Consider the following 21,124-nt stretch of genomic DNA (forward strand, 5'->3'; position numbering starts at 1 on the left):
AGAGATGATGCGACGCGCCGAAGTGGTCTTAGGTTCGGGCGACTTCGCCGAATGTAATCAGCAGTTGTTGGAGCGAAAGCGTACCGTGTGTCAAATAATTGCTTAGTTTCATGCTGGCGCTGTCGTGATGACCATCCTGTTCCACCCAGTGCGAGTTGCCAAGATCGATCAAAAAATCACGGGCCGCCTGTTCCTCGAAAAGGGCTCGAAATGACAAAGAAGTGACACCGTTAAATCCGACGATGAGTTTCGGCTTGCCTTGAAATGCAGTCGAGAAGACGCTTATTTCCAGCTTTGTATTGGATACATACACCGAAATCAAGCTTAGCCAGAAAGACTCGACAAAGGGAAGGTTGGCGTGGTCTTTGGGCAACGGGAAAGCGATCGCTTTATGTGGCCTTAGTGCTGATGCAATAGGCAAGGGGCGCAACAGGTAACGCAGTGCCAGCACCATTTGTCGTACGCTTGCGTCGGCGTCTTGCAGGCCGAGCAGTGCCGCGAGTCCGCCGATGGTGGTCGCCGCAATAAATTTCCGACACCTTTCTTTAGCCTCATCCGCATCAAGCTTGAGAGCCGGATCGTTCTCGGTCAGGCACGCAAGTGCGTCATGCGCATCGGCGGAAGTCACTGCACACGCTGCCTGCATTTTGCGCCGGGTCGCATGCCGGTAGAAGTATACCGGCCCAAATTTCAGCAGCGAAAGAGGTTCATTGATCGCAAAAGTGGTTGCTGCGACAAATGGAAAACGACGCGCGGAAGCATCGCAACCCGGAACGATAGTCCCATGAATCGCATGTTTTCTGTCTGCTCCCATGAAAAGGAAGTCGGTAGGACCAGCCTGGTCATAACTGATTTTCCAGCACGGCGATTCGATCAATGCCTCCATTCCTTGCGCAACCCAACGGTCAATCAACGCGATGACTTGGCTGCCCGCAGTACTCTTGACGAAGTCGCCACGGGATTTGATTTTGCCAAAGTAAAATCGACTGATATTGTGCAGATAGGACCGATGACAAATCTTCATGATCGGCTCCCTTTACAGCGGCGACGCATTGGGCTGGGTATCGCCGCCAGCGACCGTGGCCGGAAGCTTCAGCCCATGCAGGCCGTTGCCTGACTGCGCGTTGTTGCCGGCCTGCGTAGTCCGGGTATCGCTGATTAGTTTGAAATTGAGGCTCACGGCATGGCTGCCGGAAGCCCAAGTCATTGCGAATGCGCCATTGTCGAGTTTGCGGCGTTCTGCGGCGTTAATCAATTTTTCCAAACCGAACTGACCGGGGAAATTTGCAATATCCACGGACCGGCCATCTCCAGTCACTGCGGTGATGCGAGCGCCTGGCTGTCCCAGCGGCGAAGGCCAAGCGAAATTGAACCATTCTTGCGGGCCATTGCGATAGCGCATCGCCTGACCATCGATTTCTACCGTGAATTCGGTGTATGCCGGAGCGGGTATCGGCTGAAGCTGGAAATATGTGGTCGCGCTGCCGGCGCCGGTGCTTTCGCCTGCCGGATTGATGCCTGGTCCGGCGATGTATCGTGCCACGTTAACGGTGAAGGCGGGATTGAACCGAATGCCCATATTGGCCCAGGTGCGGGCGGTAATCGTATCGCCTCGACGCACAACCAACGGCCCCATGGCGGCTTGTACAAACTTCGCGATCGAACCGTCCGGGCCAAAGGTCTGGGCAATTTCGCCGGCTGTGGCTTCTAGGCGCGAATCGGGCGAAAAGGGATACTTTGTTCCTAGCGATCGATTGAACGGACCGTAAACCTGAGCAGTCCACGTGTGATTCAATTCGAGTTCTGTCGGAGCGACGATAACTGCGAACGCCTGCATCAGCGGACGTACCAGCATTGGCCGGATAATCCTGCGTTCAGCGTCTGTCATGCCGGTCAACATGCTTTCGTCGACATACTTCAACGCGTCCGCAAGTTCGGATCCGCCGCCCTCCAGTGTTGCCTGCATGAACTGTTTGCTTGCCGGACCGACATCGCCGGAATTCCGGATTTGATTAAAACGGGTCCGGAGCCTGGAAAGTTGCGCCAGATATCCACTCATCAGGGACGCGTCGCCGTTATCGTTGCGCACACTCATAAGCCGGGCAATAGCGGCAAATTCCTTTCCGATTGCGCCGGATTGCGGCTCGGGGTTTTTTGCCACAGCAGGATCCGGCTTGATATTGATCTGGGTCGGCGCCTGCCGCAGGATAGTCGTGCGAAACCATACTCCGATGCCGTGCTTTGCGGTCTGCAAGCCCTGATTGACAATAGAAGGGTTATCCCATGAAGTCTGCTTGTGCAGAGTCTGCAGCAAGGTGTTCAATGGCGATACCACGGGGTCGCCGAGGCGGTTCATGTGTTGTACCGCACGTTCAAATGAAGTGAAGTCGGAGATCGCCACCGTTTGAATGAATTTATTCCATTCGACGACGTATTCTGCCTTGTACATGCGTGTCAGTTCGCGCTGGATTTGCTCTGGGCTTCCTTCCAGTGAGAGATCATCCCTTGCGGCTGTTTTCAATACCCAGTCCTCGCTGCGCAGTTCCTTCGTCGACGCGTCTCTGATGGCTTCCCTGACATACTGTTCCCAGGCATCGCGGGTGAATGCGCCAGAGATCGCGTGGCTGCCCGTCAGCAGATCTTTGTGATCGTCGCCGACAATCGCTGCCATGGTCACGGCGGAAAAACGTGTCGCCGCACGCATCTTGATTTCGCCGTAGACGCGCATACGCGCCGGCGTTCCCTTGACGAGTGAGCGCAGCATATCGCGGCTTTGGTCGACCAGCGCAAGCTTGTTGTCGATTAGCGGAAAATCGGGTGCGGCAGCCTGGGACAAATAGAAGCTGAGCAGTTTTTCTGCACTGCGGATGATTTGATCGCGTGACACATTGCCGCGGTTCGCGTCAAGCCAGTTACGCCAGAATCGCGTGATCTGGTCACCGAGATGAGCGCTTTCGATCCGGTCACGATTGGCTAGCATCAGGTAAGCCTTTAATGCGTTATAGGCATCCTCCGGATTCGATGGCGATACGTCCTTGTACGGAGAGAAACCTTTACCGCTCCCAGCCTCGATGGACGCTGCGCTGACGGCGTGTCCTGCGGCGGGATTGGCAACGGCGGGCATGGCACCGGTGTTGGACCCAATACTGCCCGCGACGACTTCGGACAGAAAGGATTCCAGGCCGGCGGTGACCGGTGCAAGCATAACCTGCTGCAAACCCCTGAAATATTCTGACCGCAGCTTGTGTTCGAAGCGTTCGCCCTGATAGAGACCGAAGCTCAGCGAGATCGGTCGGCGGCTGCGATAGCGCTCCAACTGTTCCAGTCGGTCTTGCAGCAATTCCAGCGCTTCCAGTCGTGACGCAAGGTCGATTTTGGTTTCCTGGATTTTTGCCGCCTTGTCTAGATCGGCCTGGATGTTGGACAAAAATTGCCGGTTCGCGGTGAACGACCAGCCCCATGCAGCGATCAGCAGGCCTAGCGCGAGCGCGCCACCAAACGATGCCGCTTGACGTAGCAGTATCTTGCGCCGACTCGCGTATTGGCGGACCAGGTTTCTGTCAGCAAAAATCACCGAGGAAAACAGGTTTTTTAAAAAGAACCCGGCACCGGAACTGATATTCGCCGCGAGTCGCCGCCCGACTGACAAACCGAATTGCCGGCTTAAACGTTGGCTGGCGGTAGGCGTTCCTACTCCTTCTTGAATAGCGCTGGTGAAGTAGAAGCCACGGAACACCGGTTTGAACTGGAAGGGATTGTCTTCGAAGAGTGTTGCGACAAAGGTTTTCAAGTGCTGGCGAACGCCTTGAAATTCCAGCGGGAAGGTGAGCGTCCCCGGACTGGGCGGCTGCCCGTGATGCAAGGCCATTTTCGCCTTCGCCAGTTCGCCGAGGCCTTCGGCCAGCTGATCGAAGTGCTGGTCGAACAAGACTGTCGCGTTGGACAAGCCGGCAGTGTCATAGGGAAGCGTGGCGCCCCAGACTCGGCTGCGTTCTTCCTCGTCTGAATCTTCAAAGAAATCGGCGAAGCCGGCGACCAGATCCACTTTTGTAAATACCACGTACACCGGGGCAAACAGTTCAAGCTGTTCGGTCAATTCCTGCACCCTCTGCCGCAGTTGTTTGGCAAGCGTAATGGTTGCGTCAGGACGATTGGCAGCAAGCTCCGCGATACTGGCGACAATGAGGATGCCATTGATCGGGGCCTTGGGACGGTACTTCTTGAGTAGGCCTAGGAACCCGAACCATTCGCTGCGGTCTTCTTCCTGTATCGCATAGCGTCCGGCGGTATCGAGCAGAATACCTTCCGTGGTAAAGAACCAGTCGCAATTGCGCGTGCCGCCGATGCCTTGTATCGCATGCCCGGTTTTTTCGGAAAACGGAAAGTTCAACCCTGAATTGACGATGGCTGTACTTTTTCCGGCAGCCGGATTGCCGATCACGATATACCACGGCATTTCATACAGTGCGGCGCGCCCCGTAGTCTGGCCGAGCTTGGATGTCTTGATGGTATGGACCGCGTCAAGCATGCGTTGACGCAGCAGTTCGACGTCGCCCTTTTGGTGAGTAGGCGCATGCCGGACCGCCTCGGCCGCCTGCTCATGGAACACCGTATCCATCGCGATGGATGCGTTGCGCGACATGGTCCAGCGCACCAGCCGGTACACGAGCCATAGCACTATCCAGCCGGCGCTCGCTGCTGCAATCCAGATTTCACGTATCTCAAATACTTCGCCGGCAAGCCAGGTCGCGGCGACAAGCAGCAGTAGACCGCATACGGATACGGTGCGCGGGTCTTTCAGAAATCTAAAAATTCTGGTCATGAAAACAGTCGGATATGCGGCAGCAGGCGGAACAGAGCGCTGCCTACGATGCGATACAGGTCGCACCAATTTAACGAAATAGTGGTGGAGTCGACAGGCTGCGGTGCGGATGAAGATTGGGGTAAGCGCGACCGAAGCAGGTATAAAAATTATTAAAAAGGCAATGTAGTTAATAATATAACAATGCGTGTCGATATGGCAACTTTTCCATGGTTATAGTAGAGATGGGTAAAGAACAATCAGGAAGTCATGCGGCGAGGCGGCAACTTCGTTGCGGCCGGCGGCATTCGATATAACTTATTCGGTATAACTTATTTGCGTTGCGCAGACGTGCTTATCTGGCGACGCAGTTCGACATGGCCGAAATCACGCATTTGCCAGCGACCGCCCCATGTCAGCCCGACAGACTCTGCGTATTGTCCGTACAACCGGTAGCCTGCCATCGCCCAGCTATCTTTTTCAGAAATCACAAGGCGACCGTCCCGATAAAAACCATTGTCTGCCGCCAGGCCGAATTGGTGATAGCTCTGGAATGCCCTGGCATTTGTTACGTGTTGGCCGATGCTTGCAAGCGCTTCCTGACGCATCGGACTTCGATATCCTTCGACCAGGGCCATCTGATAGCCATGCCGCTCCATCATGCGATAGACGGCAAGCAAACGTTGCCGGAAATCGGCGTCCAGTAGAGCCCATTCACGACTGGCCGAGGCCAGTTCGATTCGTTCTGCCGCAACTTCACGGGTCATAAAGACTTCCGGCGGCAGCGCCGGTGGTGGTACAAGCTGCTCTCCATTCAGTAAGGAAAGGATGACCGGATCAGCTGCTGCCGGCAAGTCGTCGTAGCCGTCGAGTGTAGGTCCGCTCGATACCAAGCTTATCAAAAGGACGGGTAGGACAATGAGTAGTGCAATGAGGGCGAAGCTTTTTCTCTTTGCTGAAACGGCCTTCAGACTTGCTCGCGCATTAAGGATAAAGATGGCGAATATCCTGCTACATGGCGTAGCTAAGGTGCTCAGTTCTTCTATCGTTGCAGCGGACGCCTGCCGTACGCGTCTACGTGCGCGCATCCGTGGTTCCAGCGGCAGGACATACCATCCGGCAATGCAGACGATCGGTAAATAAATTAGCGCCAATAAGACAAACAGCCAGAAAGAGTTCACAAAATAAATGCAATAAAGACAACATAAGTATTATTATATTGTTAATTTCGTATGTTAATTGCATGGACTTGAGAAAAGCCGTACTTTTGCAAGAAGGAAAATCATGACGACTCTCGGCGGCAGCACTTCCATGACGGCGGACCATTCCAGACGGCCGTCGCTATACGATCCCAGCGTGCTTAGCCATACGTCCGAGGTCATCAGCATTCTTGATGCGCTTGAAGCACCGTCAAAAAGGACACGTCTCGCAAGTTGGCTCGCCATTCTGTGCATAGTGGTGCTGCTTGGAATAACGCTATTCCTGTTCGTGAGCAAGCAGCCCGGCTTTTCGTCTACCGAAAGAAATCGCTTACTTGCGTTTATCCAGCAGATCGCCGGTACTACCAAAGACTCGCCTGTCAGACAGCAAGAGGGTCCTCCTGATGCGATGCCACAGGATCATGCGCAGGAAAGAACAGCCGCTGGGGCCAACGAGGCGTCGGTACCAATATCGCCCTCGGATACCGAATATCCGATATCAAGTGAAGCGGAAAACGACGGGACGGCCAAAATTATCGAAAGCGCACTCGGGTCCGCCATGGCTGGGCATGAGCAGCACCCATCCATCAAGCCCAGTCAGCATGATGCATCCGTTAAATCCAGTAAGACGCTCAAGCCTGCCGCACAGGCCAAGACCGCCAGGGTCACAGTTCCGGCAAAGTCGATACGGCAGCCGGCGGCACGCCCTAGTGGAAAGTCTGCGGACAGGGATGTCGACTTGATCGCGGCGCTGCTCTCTCATGTTGGACGCGAGAACGCGGCTGGCCGCGACGTGGGTTACAGAGGAGAGGCGCAAGGCCGGATGCGCGCAGCCACACATGCCATGGTGAAAAGTCCATCGGTGGAATTCAACCGCGATATCGTATTGCGGACTTCCGGCGAGTCAACCGACTCCTTGCTGAAAAAATGCGACGCGATCGGTTTCTTCGAGGGCCAGCTTTGCCGCCTGCGCATGTGTTCCGGCCTATGGGGGAAGGAGGACGCATGTCCCCTCGGTGCTGTGGTCGCGCGAGACTGGTAGGCTTCCCCGCTTCGCTCTGTGTAACCGCATTCATCGCCGGACCCGCATGAACCTGCATGCCCATCGGCGAAACGCTGCGAGATCCGAAAATATGCCGTGCTTCTTATCCGTCGCGTTTGTCTAATTCCGAAACCGCGGACGCGTCGGATCTAGGGCGCTTTGAGCCTGACTTGCCATAGCCAGAATGACAAATGTATCGTTCACATTTGGCGGCATTGAATTGATCGAGCAGATAGCCGAAGACAGACCAAAGGGCATCCATCGTCGAGCAGCGCTTTTTCTGAGCAGTGTGACTTGTTCGATGGGATTGTAATCGGGGCTGCAAGGCGGCAGATAACGCACTTGTTCACCCGCGGCCTCAATAGCAGCAGCTATGCCGGCAACCTTGTGCGAGCCGAGATTGTCCATCACCACGATATCGCCCGGTCGCAGCACAAGGACCAGTACCTGTTGTACGCACGTGCAAAAGGCATTGCTATTGATCGGGCCATCGAACACGCAAGGCGCCGCCAGGCCGCAGGTACGCAGGGCGCACACATAGGTCGTCGTATGCCAGTGGCCATGAGGCGCGAGTCCGAGGCAGCGAGTTCCTTTTAGAGAGCGTCCCCATGTCGGGGGCATGTTGGTGCTGGCCCAGGTCTCATCCCGAAATACCAGCTGGCGCCCGTCAAAACGGCCCTGCTCAGCCGCCCATGCACCACGCGCCTGCGCTACGTCCGGGCGCTCCTGTTCGGTGGCATGAAGCGTTTTTTAAAGGCTCAGCCCGAGCCGGGCCAGAGTCTTCCACAAGGTAGCCATGCTCACCTGAACGCCATGCTCGGCTTGCAGCCATTGGCACAATTGTTCCAGCGTTTGATCGTCGATGGCTTGTACGTACGCGCCAGCACTTCTTCCAGCCCATTCAGTTTCAACGGCACATGGTTGTGCTGGACATCCGGCGTATCATTCCCGAGGCGGCGGCGCCGCGAGCGTGCCCTTGCCACGTACGAGTTGCTTACCCTAAAGCGGGTCGCCACCTCAGCGATGGAACCACGCGCGCTCAGCATGCGATTCCGTAAATTTTGCCCCGCATGCCATGACCGAATCTCCTGCGGCTACGAAGCCTATTCGATCCTGCCGTGATGAAGCAGAGATGCGCCTTATAGTCGCTTTATTGTTGACGCTTTTCGGCAATTTCAGAACTTTCGCGGAAGCCCGCCCGTACGTCGGCATGGCCTCACTGATTTGTATCTCGAAGGCTCGTTCACGTCGTCGAATCCGGCTTTCGATCAAATGCTGGCTGGGATAGAGATCGATGCTTCCCGAGTAAGGTCTACCTAATATATGGGAAGTCAAGAAAAGAACTTCATGGTAGGTTCTGGGGCCACAATTGACTTGCAGTATTTCCCCCCGAACCGCTTCGGTTTTCAGATTGCATCGACATCATAGGAGAGACTCTTGATACATCGGTTACAGACCATCATGCTGCTATTTGCGGTATCCATTTTTTCGGCGGGCTGTTCCATGATGGCGCCTCAATATACGGCGTCGCTCGATAACGTACAGAATTTGAGGGATGCGGGCGCGTATGCGGCAAAAGTAGGTGTGTTTGAATCAAACGCGGATAAAGATAACGCCAACCCGATTTCTCTCAGGGGCTCGTCGCTTGCATCGCCCTATCAGAATTCATACGGGAACTACGTGGCTGAAGCGATCAAGCAGGAGCTCTCGTTGGCCGAAAAGTTGTCACCAAATTCCGGTGTCGAGATTTCCGGGGCCGTACTGAAAAACGACATCAACATTCCCGCCGCGGGAATGGGCACTGCCTCTATCGAAGCACGCTTTATCGTCAAGACAGGCGGTGTGCTGCGGTACGAACAGATCAAGTCGGTCCGCCATGAATTCCCGTCCGCATTTGCCGGAGCGGTCGCAATTCCTCGGGCAGCGCAGGAATACCCTATCGCAGTACAAAAATTGCTCGGCCTGCTTTACTCGGACCGGGCTTTCATCAACTCAATCAAGTAACGCCTCTCATTTTTTCACTATTCAGGATCGACCATGCAAATTACGAAGTATATTGTCTCCGTATTGACCGCAATCGCCATTACCGGGTGCGCCCATCCAATCGCTATTGGCCCGGACATCGCAAAAATCGAGCGCGATGGCGCAAAGGCACCTGTCGTCAAGAACGTCGCTTATTACATTAGTGAAGACGTTCGCACCAAGGAAGTGACGACTCCTGGTGGCGGCGGTGATAAGGTAAGTTATCAACCGTACCGCGATATGGAAACGGCTTTCTACAAAATGCTGACCAATGTATTTGGCAGTGTCACCAAATTAAAGACGGCCAAAGATGCCGAGGCAATTAGCCGCAACAACGTAAGCTATATCATTACGCCGGAAATTGTGACGAACTCGTCATCGCCGAGCCCATTTACCTGGCCACCCACGAAATTTAATGTCGACCTTACATGTCAGATCACTGATGCTCTCGGCAATCCGGTGCTTACCAAGAGTGTTTCTGGTGAAGGTAACGCCGAATTCAGTGAATTCAAATCCGACTTTTCCCTGAGCGGGAAACGTGCATCGCAGGACGCGTTATTGAAAATGCAGCGTGTGCTGCTCGAGGCAGCTGAACTGCGCAAATAACGCTCCCTATACGCAAATGCCCATGTCTTTGGCAGTTGTTGCGAACTTCGCACTTTGAGACTTGGGTTATTTCGTCCCGGTGTGTAACACCAATCCTAACCCCTAACGTGACATGACATCGCGTCTTTTTCCGGGGGCGCCGAGCCGCTTGCCTGCGTTGCATTCGTCGTCAATAGCACCGCTATTGACTCCTCCTGCGCCTTGCCAGACGAAAAAATCCATCGATTTCATTTGTTACGTTATGGATCAGGATTGGTATAACCTGGCCGCACGTTCCAGCAAAAGGTCGCGCTCCTGCGTATTCTTCGCCAGACCGGCAGCTCGTTCAAATTCCTGGCGCGCTTCGGCATTACGTCCCAGTTTGGCAAGCAGGTCACCGCGCACGCTGGGCAACCACTGATAATCCCGCAAGGCGCGGTCCTTGGCCAGCGCGTCGACAATTTCCAGTCCGGCGGCAGGTCCCATGGCCATGCTCACGGCAACCGCACGGTTCAATTCGATGACGGGCGAGGGCGACACTTGCCCAAGCGTGGCATACAACGCGGCAATACGGGCCCAATCCGTTTCGCCGGCGGCCTGGGCGCGAGCATGGCAGGCTGCGATCGCCGCCTGCAACGCATAAGGACCGAAGGCACCGTCGAGTGCTTCAGCACGCTGCAATGCAAGCAGTCCACGCCGGATCAGCAGGTGGTCCCAGCGGGAACGGTCCTGGTCCAGCAGCAGCACCGGGCGGCCTGCAGCATCCAGCCTTGCCTTGGCGCGCGATGCCTGCAACTCCATCAAGCCGACCAGGCCGTGCACCTCGGACTCCTTCGGTGCCAACTCGGCCAGCATGCGGCCCAGACGCAGCGCTTCATCGATCAATGACGGCCGCATCCAGTCATCGCCGGCCGTCGCCGTGTAGCCCTCATTGAAAATCAGGTACACCACCTCAAGCACTGCCGACAGGCGCTCAGTCAGCAATTCGCCGTGCGGCACTTCGAACGGAACCCGTGCTTCGTTCAGCGTCCGCTTGGCGCGCACGATACGCTGGGCAATCGTCGGCTCGCTCGAAAGAAAAGCCCGGGCAATTTCATGCGTGGTCAGGCCAGCCAGCAGTTTCAGGGTCAAGGCCACCCGCGCCTCGGCCGAAAGGACCGGATGGCAAGCGGTGAAGATCAGCCGCAGCAGATCGTCGCCTATCTTGTCCTCCCGGGCGGCATCGAGCGCATCGACAAAATCCGGCACGATCAGGGCTTCCTGCGCTTCCAGATCCAGTCCTATCTGTTCCAGTTTTTCCTGCAACAGCTTGTCGCGTCGGAGGCGGTCAAGCGCCCGATTCTTCGCGGTTGCCATCAGCCATGCTCCCGGGTTGTCCGGAACACCGTCGAGCGGCCAGTGTTCCAGCGCGGACACCAAGGCATCCTGCGCAAGTTCCTCGGCCAGGCCGATATCACGCACCATGCGTGCGACGCCGGCCACGATCTTGGCCGACTCGATGCGCCATACGGCCGAGATCGCCTGGTGGGTGGCCGAGTGCATCAGCTGTTTCCGGCGGCGGCTTCAGTCATATAGACCAGTTCCCATATATGGCCATCCAGGTCTTCAAAGCCATGTGCGTACATGAAGCCGTGATCCTGTGGCGCGTTCGGTGCCTTGCCGCCAGCCGCCAATGCCTTGGCCACCAGTTCGTCGACCTCGGCGCGGCTGTCGCATGACAGACAGGTCAGGACTTCGGTCACTTTCGTAGAGTCCGCGACCGGCTTCTTGGTAAAGGTCTGAAAATAACTTTCGACCAGCAGCATGACGTAGATATGGTCGGATACGACCATGCATGCACCTTGTTCATTGCTGAACTGGGCGTTGAAGCTATAGCCCAGGCTGGAAAAGAACTCCCTGGAACGCTCCAGGTTCTTGACGGGCAGATTGACATAGATTTGCTTGTTCATGATTTTCCTCGTGGTGTTATCTGATGAATTGTCTGATTGATTTCAGTCGTATGCTGCACGATTGCCGCTGCGGCCGGTTCAGGTGCGTTCGGCCATGGCTTTGAGATTGCCAAGACCGGTCTCGAAATCGCGTCCTATCATGCTGTCCATGTTCATGAACAGACCGACCACTCGGGCGATCAGCGGGCTGGGGCCATGCATGGACCACGTCACCCTTGTTCCATCTTCCTGCGGCGCCAGGCGGAATTCCACGATATTGTGGCCTTCGAACGGCTCTATCATGTCGAGCTTCATGGTCAGCTTGTCCGCGGCGGACGCGTCGACGATTTCTATGCTGCCCTTGCCGACGTCCTTGTTACCTTCGAAATGGTAAGCCGCGCCCGCGCCGCTGGCCGGTCCACGATATTCACCTTTCATGGACGGATCTTTCTTGGCGTATGGGCTCCAGCTGTTGAACCGGCGCAGGTCGGTCAGCAAGGGAAGAATGCGTTCGGCGGGAGCGTGGATACTGGTAGAACGTTCGACGCGGAAGATATCGGGACGGGTCGCGGCGGCGATCAGCACGACCGTCACACCGGCAACGACTGCGATGGCACTTAGGGCAATGAGTTTGATCATGGTTTTCTCCTGATATGCGGCTGCATTACCGGCCAGGCTGTTCGCCGATGCCAATGGCGCGGAACTGCTCGATGGCTTCGCCTTGCGTAAAGTCTTCCAGCTCGAACATCTGCCTGACCTCGATTTCGGCATCGACATCGCCGCCATGCGGTGCGGGGAAACGACGCGTCCATTCCAGCGCTTCGTCGCGTGAGCGCACCTGGATAATCGTATAACCGGCGATCAACTCCTTGGTTTCTGCAAATGGGCCGTCGATCACGGTGCGCCGGCCTGCCGAATAACGGATGCGCCAGCCTTTGGAGCTCGGTTGCAATCCGGATCCATCCAGCAGCACGCCTGCCTTCGCCAGTTGCTCGTGATAGTCGGCCATCGCGGCCAGCATTTTTTCTTCCGGCATTTCGCCGGCTTCGGACTGTTTCGATGCCTTGACGATAATCATGAAACGCATGTTCGTTCTCCTTGCGAGTAGAGTGAAAACCGCGCTTGCAAGGCGACATGCCTTGCCTTTCCGGGTTTTCATACACACGACGAACAAACCGATCCGAAATCGACAAGCGGACGAAAAAAATTTAAAAAATTTTTAAGTCTCGTAACAAGGAGCTAGACTGCGCACTTCCACCGTGCACCATTCCGCCGCCGGGCATTGAGCGGCCAGTGCCACGGCTTCTTCCCGTGTCTTGCAGTCGACGAGGAAAAACCCGCCCACCATTTCCTTCGCCTCCGCAAACGGGCCGTCGAGCACCGACGAACGGCCGGCCCGGACTTGGACCCGGGATGCGTTGGCATGTGAACTCAGGGATTGCGCCCCAAGGAGCAGACCTTTGGCCTGCAGGTCGTTCGCAAAGCCCAACATGCGGTCGTACACCGCGCGGCCCTCGGTTTCGGTACGGCTGGCCCGCTGGCCGTTCGGTTCGAGAATAAGCAGCAGATAAGTCATGGCATTTCCCAATTCGTTATTGTTTGAATATCGGATATTACACAACTCTCCGGGGCGTCAGATTATTGAGTTATAGCGAAAACAGAAACGCATGTGGCGGGGGAGGCTGCTATGAACAAGCAACAGAAAACTTGCAGGATGAATGAAGCATGGCAGGAAAGTGCCAAACCGGGTCTCGCCTGCGTCGTGGCAGGCAGGGGGGCGCAGGCTTCGTGCAAACCTTGCCTGCAGCAGCAGTCTCAGAGCCGCCTGCAAACCCCAGCCGGAGAGAAGGGCCTCGTGGGTCGCTTGGCTGTCCGACAGCGCCCGAGCAAATACGATGCGCTGTCATGGAGAAGTCATTTTGCTTCAGGTTGCTGCGTACTTTGCAAACAGCAGGGCAAGAGTGGACACGGCAACCGCAGCAGCAGTGGCACGAAACATGATGTCGGCGAGGTCTCGAAGTAGCATGGCGATGAAAGAAAAGTGAGGTTGCAGACATCAAGATAGCACTGCAATTTCCCGACGTAAATGTCGCAAATGCACTTGTGTGCCACTCGCAACATTTTCTTTGCGAAATATCAGCTGCTGCTTAATGAAATGGCACTGAGGAAGCGGCAATGAGGAAGCAACCATGAGCATCTCACCAACGGCCAATCCAAGAGATATGGTCAAGAAAGCGATCCAGACTTGGCGTGCCTACGCTACGTCCGGCCGGGCCAGCGTCTTCCACATCGTCGTTTCTCCCAGCAACCGGTGGCGCGAACGCACGCGCGTCACGCACGACTTGCTCACGCCAGCGCCCGTTGCCTTAGAGACGTTTGAAAAATGCTGATCGCAGGCGTCGGGAAATCATCTTTTCGGGTGATGATCCCGTACGGCTCCAGTTGAAACTTGATCCGAACCGGTAAGATACCGATGAGGCCAGCAGACGCATATTGCTTTGCAATAGTGGTTGGCGTAACTGCCACCATATCGGTCTCTTGAAGAAGTGTGGTCGTGGTTAATATCGACGCCGTTTCAATAAGGTTTTGCGGAGTCATGAGCCCCTCATCGCGAAAGGCGCGCTCCAGGACCTGGCGCATAGGAGAACTGGGCGGCTGCAGGATCCATGGCAAATCTGCAAGATGACGCAAGGTCAAACGCCGGGAAGCGAGCAAGGGGTGGTTCGTGCTACAGATGACGGACAAGGGTTCATCTTCAAGCACTTCAAAGTTGAACTCGTCGCTCTCGGATCCGGCCAGACGTCCAAGGACGATGTCGATTTTCCCTTCCCGAAGCAAGCTTACAAGGATATCGCTGGTCTCAATCTGCACGCGAATCTTCAGGCGCGGGTATCGGGCTTTTACATCCACGACCGTGTGAGCCAGAAGTCCCGCCGACGGCGCCATAATCGATCCGACGGAGATTTCGCCTTCCCCTCCGCTTGACTGCGTAATCAGACGCTTGCGCAAATTGTCGAGATTGGTGAGCGTTGAAATTGCATATTCAATAACCGACTCGCCATAAGTGGTTGGCACCATCCCGCGCGGACTTCTCTCAAATAGCGGGACGCCAAGAGTCACTTCCATCTCATGCAGCATTTTTGTCACGGCTGGCTGGGACAGGTGCATCGCCTCCGCCACTTTATGCAAGGTCTTTAATTGCGCAAGAGACGCAATCAACGCGAGTTGTTTAACCCTTAAACGATTTTCAATGTTCTTTGTAGTGGGAATCATGGCGTCGTCCTATTCAATAACCATAGGTTATCACGTGATCGGATTTATTGAGTAGACAGTTATTACCGTCAACTTCAGAATCTGTCCCTATTAAAACCACAGGAGACCTCCATGCTTGCATCCCATTTGAAGTCTATTGTTGCCACCGCCATTGCAGGTATGGCGCTTATTAATAGTGCTGCAATCGCTCAGGACGCCTGGCAACCGACCAAAACGCTTGAAATCACTGTCGCCGCTGGCCCCGGTGGAGGAACCGACCAGTTGGCGCGCCTGATGCAGGCCGTGATCACAAAGTACAAGATGACCACGGTTCCGGTTGTAGTCGTCAACAAGGGCGGCGGCAATGGCGCTGAAGGCTTTCTAGACATCAAGTTGGCAAAAGGCGAAGCGCACAAACTCATTGTCGGTACCAACAATGCGTACCTGCTTCCGTTGGTCTCCAAGCTTGGCTACAACTGGACTGAACTTACGCCGGTGGCCGCAGTGGCCCAGGACGACTTTATCTTGTGGACTTATGCAGAGGCACCTTATAAAACCGCGAAGGAATATCTGGACACTGCCAAGAGCGACCCATCGAAATATAGAATGGGTGGCAGCCAGTCCAAGGATGTCGATCAGACCCTGACATTACTGATCAATAAAGTACACGGGACAAAGTTTGTCTATATCCCGTTCAAAAGCGGCAGCGAGGCTGCGACGCAGCTGGCTGGCAAACATATCAGTTTCAATGTGAATAACCCGAGCGAGAACCTGTCGCAGTGGAAGGCGGGACAGGTAAAGCCATTGTGTGTCTTCAGTAAGTCGCGCATGGCGCTGACGACGAAGGTTGCTGGCGATATGGCGTGGTCCGATATTCCAACCTGCAAAGAACAAGGTGTCGCAATCGACGAATACCGCTTTCCGCGAACAGTATTCATGCCGGGCGGCGTTACACAGCCGCAAATTCAATTCTATACCGACCTGATGCGTCGGATCACGCAGACGCCAGAGTTCAATGAGTACGTAGAACGCAACGCACTTGCAGCGGGTTTCCTCGACAGCACCGCACTGAAAAACTACATCGCCGCAGATGAACAACGTGCGTTAAAGATCTTTGGCGACGCGGGTTGGTTGGTTAAATAAAGCGTAAGGGGCGCAGTATTTGCGTCCCGAGGAGACATGATGTCAAACGTACATACCACTTCAGAAAGTGGCGAGGACCGGATAACGGCCGTGACCATGCGTGGGGCCGAACTGGGTACCGCATTATTTACTGCGTTAATCGGCGGCATCGTGATCGTCGGTGCGCAGGAGCAGGGCATCGGATGGACGGAAAGCGGCCCCGATGCAGGATATTTTCCTTTCTATATCGGCGTTATCTTGGTTCTCGCCAGTGCCGGCACAATTCTGCATACCCTGGCCCGTTGGAAGACGCTTGATGCGACGCTGTTGGACAAGAGACAGTTTCATCATGTGGCTGCGGTGTTTATCCCGATGTGTGTGTATGGCGTCGCCATTCATTTGATTGGCACCTATATCGCGTCTTCCATTTTCATTGCATGGTTCATGTGGCGCGAGCGTGATGGCAAGCGTTATGCGCCCATCACCATTGCCGCCATTTCTATCGGTGTCTCTGTCGCCGTCTATCTGCTGTTCGAACGCTGGTTTGGCCTGCCGCTCAACAGAGGATTGTTACTTGGCATGATGGGCATTTCCGGTTAACCAAGCCGCATTAATCTGAACAATCCGGAAAAAATAAATGCAAGAATTCGATGCACTGCTACATGGTATGGCTGTCGTTTCGACGCCTTACCACTTGTTGATCATGGTTGCCGGAGTGCTGCTTGGTGTTCTGGTGGGCGTCCTTCCAGGGCTCGGTGCACCCAACGGCGTTACGCTATTGTTGCCATTGACGTTCACCATGAACCCGACGTCAGCCATCATCCTTCTCACCTGTATGTATTGGGGTGCGTTGTTCGGAGGCTCAATCACTTCAATTATCTTCAACATTCCTGGCGAACCGTCGTCTGTAGCGACGACGTTCGACGGTTATCCACTAGCGAAGCAGGGTAGGGCGGCTGAAGCATTGACCGCCGCCTTTACGTCCGCGTTATTCGGCGCGCTGGTTGGTGTCTTGCTGATTACTTTCCTGTCGAGTTACATCGCCAAATTTGCCCTCAAGTTTAGTTCGCCCGAGTTTTTTGCCGTGTATCTGCTTGCATTCTGCAGCTTCATTGGCATGAGCAAGAATCCACCGCTAAAGACGGTGGTCGCGCTGATGCTAGGCCTCGCGATGGCGGCGGTGGGCATGGATACGGTGTCGGGAAGCCTGCGCCTTACCTTTGGACTCCCCGACCTGCTCAAAGGAATCAGCTTTGAGATTGCCGTCATCGGGCTATTCGGTATCGGTGAAATCCTGTGCACTATTGAGGACGGACTGGTGTTTCGTGGCGAGCGTGTAAAAATCAGTTTCGGTGTGGTGCTCAGGACGTGGATGTCGCTGCCACGATACTGGGCAACCTTACTGCGCAGCGCCGCTATTGGATGCTGGATGGGTGTGACACCGGGGGGGCCTACCGCTGCCTCGTTCATGAGTTATAGCATTGCCAAGCGCCTGTCAAAGGACAAGGAAAGTTTTGGCAAAGGCAGTGTCGACGGCGTCATTGCACCGGAGACGGCTGACCATGCGGCAGGCACGAGCGCGTTATTGCCGATGCTAACGCTCGGCATCCCCGGCTCAGCGACAGCTGCAGTGATGCTGGGCGGTTTGATGATTTGGGGATTGCAACCTGGTCCGATGTTATTCGTCGAGCAGAAAGAATTTGTCTGGAGTCTCATCGCGAGTATGTATGTGGGCAACGTCGTGAGTTTACTTATCGTGCTATCCACGGTGCCGCTATTTGCGTCGATCATGAGAATCCCGTTTTCAATCATAGCGCCAGTGATAGTCATGGTATGCAGCATAGGTGCCTACTCGGTGCACGGTTCCATGTTCGATGTCGGATTGATGTTGTGCTTCGGCGCGATTGGCTATGCGTTCAAAAAGCTCAACTATCCAATTGCCCCATTGGTGCTGGCTGCGGTGCTCGGCGACAAGGCAGAGTCTGCATTCCGACAGTCGATGCTGTTTTCCGAAGGAAGCCTCTTGGTCTTTTGGTCGAATCCATTAGTCGGAACCCTGACGACCACTGCGCTTCTCGCAGCCTTCTGGCCAGTTTTGGTGAAGATGCTGAATCGTGCACGACGGGGTTCGACGACATCGTCATCAGAGCAGTTCTCATAATTTTCCGTATCGGCAAGGCCAGGGTTGCGACCCTGACGTCGCATCTTGGGACAACAATTTTCGGAGGCCGAAAGGCAAACGACGACACCGTAGTAATTTCAATAAACTCAAAGGGAGATAGCGTTGAAGAAGAAACAAGTATTAATCGCAACCGCGGTCGCGTTGACATCCTGCATGGCAGCCGCGCAAACCTCGGTAAGCATCTACGGCGTTGCCGACATGGGTATCGTTCGCCAGGATAACGGTGGGCCGGCGGGCGCTGTATGGCGTCTGGACAGCGGTATGCATTCCGGAAGCCGAATCGGATTCAGGGGGGTAGAAGATCTCGGCGGAGGACTGTCGGCTCTGTTCGTCCTTGAAAACGGCCACAACCTCGATGCCGGAACAGCGGCGCAGGGCGGCTTGCTCTTCGGCCGGCAGGCGTGGGTCGGACTTGGCAGCGCAGTGGGCACCGTGAAATTCGGTCGTCAAATTACACCTATTCACAATGCCCTCGGCGTGATCGACCCAATGGCAACCGGCCTCGCCGGTGACATTTCTCGCATTATTAATTCATACGGTGTTCGCATGAATAATACGGTGAATTACACATTGCCGAAATTGGCGGGAATCAGCGGGGAACTGGCTTATGGTCTGGGTGAGGTTGCGGGCGACAGCTCCGCGAGCCGCCAAATCGGCTTGGCGCTGAATTACACGAATGGCCCAGTGGTTGCGCAGTTTGCCTTCCATGAAGCCGAAAATCCCACAGGAACCGACTCGGCAAGAACCACGCTGCTTGGCGGAGTGTATAACTTTACTGTTGCGCGCCTGCATGCTGCCTATGCGGTGAATCGTGGCCTGGGCACCCTCGATACACGTGATGCGATGATCGGTGCATCGGTGCCATTCGGTGCGCACTCATTCATGGTTTCTTATATTCACAAGGAAGACAAGGCTCGCGCAGACGCCGACGCAGACCAGATCAATCTTGCTTATACCTATGCACTGTCAAAGAGAACAAATCTGTACACCTCGTATTCGCGTACGTCCAATGATAGTGTAGTCAGTTACCTGGCCGCGCGTCCGGGTGCGACCGACAAAGTAATCAATGCTGGTATTCGGCATCGTTTCTAAAAACTATGTAGCTCTGATGCCGAGCCGTGCAGTAATTGGGACAAAGTAAGCTTGTACAGGTCGCCTTCCACTGGTACACTATCCGTACCAGTGGAAGATTGGAAATCAAATGGAACTTCTGACTCGTTTGCCCGGCGGGGAAACTGACATCGTCAAACGCACTGTCAAGCATCAGCTCGCGGACAAGCTCGCGTATATGATTCTGAGCGGTTTGCTGCAGCCTGGCGACGAGCTCCCCTCCGAACGCGCGTTGGCAAGCACATTGGAAGTTTCGCGCGAGACGGTTCGCGGTGCGATTGGTGAACTTCATGCGCGCGGCATGCTGGAAGTGTCGCAAGGAGCGCGTACCCGTGTCATTGGCCCCGGTAAGGAAACCTTGGTGTCATCGGTTCGGGCGCTCGCAAAGCTGAAGGATAAAGGAGTGGATGAGGTCGCGGAGGCGCGGATCCAAGTCGAGGTCCAGGTCGTGAAGCTTGCGGCGACACGAATAAGCAAAAGCGATCTGGAACGTCTGCGCGTGCTGGTTGCTCAACAAAAGCTCATGATTAATGATCCGGTCACGTTTCAGATTTCGGATCGGGAGTTGCATACGATTATCTATGCAGCCTGCGGTAACAGTTTGTTGCGCGATTTTGTTTCGGACATGTATGACTATGCGCTTGATTACCGTAGGCAGGCGCTGAAGCGAAAAGGCGCGATCGCACAAAGCGTACAAGACCACGAGCGCATTGTGGAAGCGCTTGCGACAGGTAATCCCCAGCTAGCAGAAGAGGCATTGACCCACCATCTGCAACATGTGCATAAGAGCACAGTGCAAGAGATGAAGCGCTGAACTTGTTCGTTGCTGGCGGCAAGGTGCCGCCTTTTATTTGACCTAACTGGTCTGCTTTCCGGACCTGATCATTAAACCACCATGGAGACATTAATGAATAAACGACATCGATTGGCTTTCATTGCGTGTGCCCTTCTCGCGCCTGGATTGGCCTGGGCTCAGTCCTCGCAGTGGCCGAGCAAGCCGGTACGCATCCTCGTCGGATCGAGTCCGGGCGGCGGCACTGACGCGATTGCCCGCATCGTCGCCGAGCGGCTTGGCGCCGCATGGAAGGTGCCGGTAATGGTGGAAAACAAGCCGGGCGCGTCGAATACGCTTGCCGTCGATGCTACCGCCAAGTCCACGGACGAACATACGATGGTCATGGGCGTATCTACCGCCCATGCAATTGCGCCTTATATCCTTAGACTTCCATACGACAACAAAAAAGACTTGGTGCCTGTTGCCTTCGTCGGTTCCGTGCCGAACGTGCTTGTTGTGAACAACGATCTGAAAGTAAAGGACGTGCGCGATCTGATTGCATTGGCAAAGAGCAAGCCAAATGATTTGAACAATGCATCTAGCGGTTCGGGTAGCACTCAGCACATCGCCGGCGAAATATTCAAGGAAGTGACCGGGACCGCGATTGTCCACATACCATACAAGGGCAGCGCGCCGGCGCTGATCGACGTCATGGGTGGAACCGTGCAAATGAGCTTCGACACACTGGCTTCAGTGCTGCCGCATATCCAGACAGGCAAGGTACGGCCCTTGGCAGTGGCGAGTGCGCAACGCAGTCCTAAGCTGCCGAATGTACCGACGATGGCTGAAGCGGGTGTCAAGGGGGCCGAAATGAGCGCGTGGTACGGCCTGTATATGCCGGCCGCGACCCCAAAGGCGGTGCAGCAGCGCGTACATGACGAAGTGACCAAGCTGCTTGCGCAGCCCGAGGCGCGCAAGCGGCTGGAGTCAATCGGTACGGAAGTCACCCCCATGAGCCAGACTGAATTTATTGCCTTCCACGACAAGGAGAATGCCCGTTATTCCGAGCTGATCAAGCGGCGCGGTATCAAGGCGGACTAAGACTA

Annotated in this window: 20 protein-coding genes; 10 read left to right on the top strand and 10 right to left on the bottom strand. The window is 55.2% G+C overall.

Features of this window, described 5'->3' with window-relative positions:
• Positions 1-28: 28 nt before the first annotated feature.
• From tagF to D3871_RS21010, 3 genes are all read right to left on the bottom strand, one after another.
• Positions 29-1,024 carry a type VI secretion system-associated protein TagF gene (gene tagF, locus D3871_RS21000; protein ID WP_119770994.1) on the bottom strand — a complete coding sequence of 332 codons (996 nt, stop codon included), beginning with the start codon at positions 1,022-1,024 and terminating at the stop codon, positions 29-31.
• A gap of 12 nt (positions 1,025-1,036) precedes the next feature.
• A complete protein-coding gene (gene tssM, locus D3871_RS21005) occupies positions 1,037-4,822 on the bottom strand; it encodes a type VI secretion system membrane subunit TssM (RefSeq protein WP_119770995.1) in 3,786 nt (1,261 codons plus the stop codon).
• A 311-nt stretch (positions 4,823-5,133) separates the two neighbouring features.
• Positions 5,134-5,982 carry a M15 family metallopeptidase gene (locus D3871_RS21010; RefSeq protein WP_233575749.1) on the bottom strand — a complete coding sequence of 283 codons (849 nt, stop codon included), beginning with the start codon at positions 5,980-5,982 and terminating at the stop codon, positions 5,134-5,136.
• 103 nt (positions 5,983-6,085) lie between these two features.
• Between D3871_RS21010 and D3871_RS21015 the strand changes: the two genes are divergently transcribed.
• Entirely contained in the window at positions 6,086-7,042 is a 957-nt protein-coding gene (locus D3871_RS21015; RefSeq protein WP_119770997.1) for a hypothetical protein, read from the top strand.
• Between the two features lie 120 nt (positions 7,043-7,162).
• Here D3871_RS21015 and D3871_RS21020 read toward each other — a convergent pair whose 3' ends face one another.
• Positions 7,163-7,699 (bottom strand): transposase, encoded by a 537-nt coding sequence (locus D3871_RS21020; protein WP_274381779.1) that lies wholly within the window; start codon positions 7,697-7,699, stop codon positions 7,163-7,165.
• Positions 7,700-7,780: 81 nt separating this feature from the next.
• On the opposite strand from D3871_RS21020, the gene D3871_RS31885 reads away from it, so the two are divergent.
• The 3 genes from D3871_RS31885 (at position 7,781) to D3871_RS21035 (ending at position 9,670) form a co-directional block, all read left to right on the top strand.
• Positions 7,781-8,164, top strand: coding sequence for a hypothetical protein (locus D3871_RS31885; protein WP_233575750.1), 384 nt, complete (start codon positions 7,781-7,783; stop codon positions 8,162-8,164).
• Positions 8,165-8,503: 339 nt separating this feature from the next.
• On the top strand, positions 8,504-9,046 hold the full coding sequence (locus D3871_RS21030) for a hypothetical protein (RefSeq protein WP_119771000.1): 543 nt from the start codon (positions 8,504-8,506) through the stop codon (positions 9,044-9,046).
• A gap of 33 nt (positions 9,047-9,079) precedes the next feature.
• A complete protein-coding gene (locus D3871_RS21035; RefSeq protein WP_199724850.1) occupies positions 9,080-9,670 on the top strand; it encodes a hypothetical protein in 591 nt (196 codons plus the stop codon).
• 246 nt (positions 9,671-9,916) lie between these two features.
• Here the strand turns inward: D3871_RS21035 and D3871_RS21040 are convergent, their stop codons facing one another.
• The 6 genes from D3871_RS21040 to D3871_RS21065 all read right to left on the bottom strand — a co-directional run bounded on the left by D3871_RS21040 (position 9,917) and on the right by D3871_RS21065 (position 14,850).
• Positions 9,917-11,191 carry an RNA polymerase sigma factor gene (locus tag D3871_RS21040; protein WP_119771001.1) on the bottom strand — a complete coding sequence of 425 codons (1,275 nt, stop codon included), beginning with the start codon at positions 11,189-11,191 and terminating at the stop codon, positions 9,917-9,919.
• Entirely contained in the window at positions 11,191-11,598 is a 408-nt protein-coding gene (locus tag D3871_RS21045; protein ID WP_119771002.1) for a VOC family protein, read from the bottom strand. The genes D3871_RS21040 and D3871_RS21045 overlap by 1 nt, the downstream gene beginning before the upstream one ends.
• 78 nt (positions 11,599-11,676) lie before the next feature.
• Positions 11,677-12,216 carry an SRPBCC family protein gene (locus tag D3871_RS21050; protein ID WP_119771003.1) on the bottom strand — a complete coding sequence of 180 codons (540 nt, stop codon included), beginning with the start codon at positions 12,214-12,216 and terminating at the stop codon, positions 11,677-11,679.
• Positions 12,217-12,241: 25 nt separating this feature from the next.
• Entirely contained in the window at positions 12,242-12,664 is a 423-nt protein-coding gene (locus D3871_RS21055) for a YciI family protein (protein ID WP_119771004.1), read from the bottom strand.
• Between the two features lie 132 nt (positions 12,665-12,796).
• Positions 12,797-13,153 (bottom strand): YciI family protein, encoded by a 357-nt coding sequence (locus D3871_RS21060; protein WP_119771005.1) that lies wholly within the window; start codon positions 13,151-13,153, stop codon positions 12,797-12,799.
• Positions 13,154-13,923: 770 nt separating this feature from the next.
• Positions 13,924-14,850: a LysR family transcriptional regulator gene (locus tag D3871_RS21065; protein WP_119771006.1), complete on the bottom strand. Its 927-nt coding sequence runs from the start codon at positions 14,848-14,850 to the stop codon at positions 13,924-13,926.
• Between the two features lie 111 nt (positions 14,851-14,961).
• On the opposite strand from D3871_RS21065, the gene D3871_RS21070 reads away from it, so the two are divergent.
• The 6 genes from D3871_RS21070 (at position 14,962) to D3871_RS21095 (ending at position 21,119) form a co-directional block, all read left to right on the top strand.
• Positions 14,962-15,972 carry a Bug family tripartite tricarboxylate transporter substrate binding protein gene (locus D3871_RS21070; protein WP_119771007.1) on the top strand — a complete coding sequence of 337 codons (1,011 nt, stop codon included), beginning with the start codon at positions 14,962-14,964 and terminating at the stop codon, positions 15,970-15,972.
• Positions 15,973-16,008: 36 nt separating this feature from the next.
• Positions 16,009-16,551, top strand: a complete 543-nt coding sequence (locus D3871_RS21075) for a tripartite tricarboxylate transporter TctB family protein (RefSeq protein WP_119771008.1) — start codon at positions 16,009-16,011, stop codon at positions 16,549-16,551.
• Between the two features lie 37 nt (positions 16,552-16,588).
• Positions 16,589-18,112: a tripartite tricarboxylate transporter permease gene (locus tag D3871_RS21080; protein ID WP_119771009.1), complete on the top strand. Its 1,524-nt coding sequence runs from the start codon at positions 16,589-16,591 to the stop codon at positions 18,110-18,112.
• 123 nt (positions 18,113-18,235) lie between these two features.
• The gene (locus tag D3871_RS21085) at positions 18,236-19,225 is read left to right on the top strand and encodes a porin (RefSeq protein WP_233575751.1); all 990 of its coding nucleotides are present in this window, start codon (positions 18,236-18,238) and stop codon (positions 19,223-19,225) included.
• A gap of 109 nt (positions 19,226-19,334) precedes the next feature.
• The gene (locus tag D3871_RS21090) at positions 19,335-20,057 is read left to right on the top strand and encodes a FadR/GntR family transcriptional regulator (protein WP_119771010.1); all 723 of its coding nucleotides are present in this window, start codon (positions 19,335-19,337) and stop codon (positions 20,055-20,057) included.
• Between the two features lie 93 nt (positions 20,058-20,150).
• Entirely contained in the window at positions 20,151-21,119 is a 969-nt protein-coding gene (locus tag D3871_RS21095; RefSeq protein ID WP_119771011.1) for a Bug family tripartite tricarboxylate transporter substrate binding protein, read from the top strand.
• The last annotated feature ends 5 nt before the right edge of the window (positions 21,120-21,124 follow it).

The sequence above is a fragment of the Noviherbaspirillum saxi genome, assembly GCF_003591035.1.
GTDB classification, from domain to species: domain Bacteria; phylum Pseudomonadota; class Gammaproteobacteria; order Burkholderiales; family Burkholderiaceae_D; genus Noviherbaspirillum; species Noviherbaspirillum saxi.

Coding starts and splice junctions, on each gene's coding strand:
- D3871_RS21075 (WP_119771008.1), top strand. CDS start 16,009: ATGATGTCAAACGTACATACCACTTCAGAAAGTGGCGAGGACCGGATA.
- tssM (WP_119770995.1), bottom strand. CDS start 4,822: ATGACCAGAATTTTTAGATTTCTGAAAGACCCGCGCACCGTATCCGTA.
- D3871_RS21090 (WP_119771010.1), top strand. CDS start 19,335: ATGGAACTTCTGACTCGTTTGCCCGGCGGGGAAACTGACATCGTCAAA.
- D3871_RS21065 (WP_119771006.1), bottom strand. CDS start 14,850: ATGATTCCCACTACAAAGAACATTGAAAATCGTTTAAGGGTTAAACAA.
- D3871_RS21055 (WP_119771004.1), bottom strand. CDS start 12,664: ATGCGTTTCATGATTATCGTCAAGGCATCGAAACAGTCCGAAGCCGGC.
- D3871_RS21095 (WP_119771011.1), top strand. CDS start 20,151: ATGAATAAACGACATCGATTGGCTTTCATTGCGTGTGCCCTTCTCGCG.
- D3871_RS21080 (WP_119771009.1), top strand. CDS start 16,589: ATGCAAGAATTCGATGCACTGCTACATGGTATGGCTGTCGTTTCGACG.
- D3871_RS21060 (WP_119771005.1), bottom strand. CDS start 13,153: ATGACTTATCTGCTGCTTATTCTCGAACCGAACGGCCAGCGGGCCAGC.
- D3871_RS21035 (WP_199724850.1), top strand. CDS start 9,080: ATGCAAATTACGAAGTATATTGTCTCCGTATTGACCGCAATCGCCATT.
- D3871_RS21015 (WP_119770997.1), top strand. CDS start 6,086: ATGACGACTCTCGGCGGCAGCACTTCCATGACGGCGGACCATTCCAGA.
- D3871_RS21030 (WP_119771000.1), top strand. CDS start 8,504: ATGCTGCTATTTGCGGTATCCATTTTTTCGGCGGGCTGTTCCATGATG.
- D3871_RS21070 (WP_119771007.1), top strand. CDS start 14,962: ATGCTTGCATCCCATTTGAAGTCTATTGTTGCCACCGCCATTGCAGGT.
- D3871_RS31885 (WP_233575750.1), top strand. CDS start 7,781: ATGAAGCGTTTTTTAAAGGCTCAGCCCGAGCCGGGCCAGAGTCTTCCA.
- D3871_RS21045 (WP_119771002.1), bottom strand. CDS start 11,598: ATGAACAAGCAAATCTATGTCAATCTGCCCGTCAAGAACCTGGAGCGT.
- tagF (WP_119770994.1), bottom strand. CDS start 1,024: ATGAAGATTTGTCATCGGTCCTATCTGCACAATATCAGTCGATTTTAC.
- D3871_RS21050 (WP_119771003.1), bottom strand. CDS start 12,216: ATGATCAAACTCATTGCCCTAAGTGCCATCGCAGTCGTTGCCGGTGTG.
- D3871_RS21040 (WP_119771001.1), bottom strand. CDS start 11,191: ATGCACTCGGCCACCCACCAGGCGATCTCGGCCGTATGGCGCATCGAG.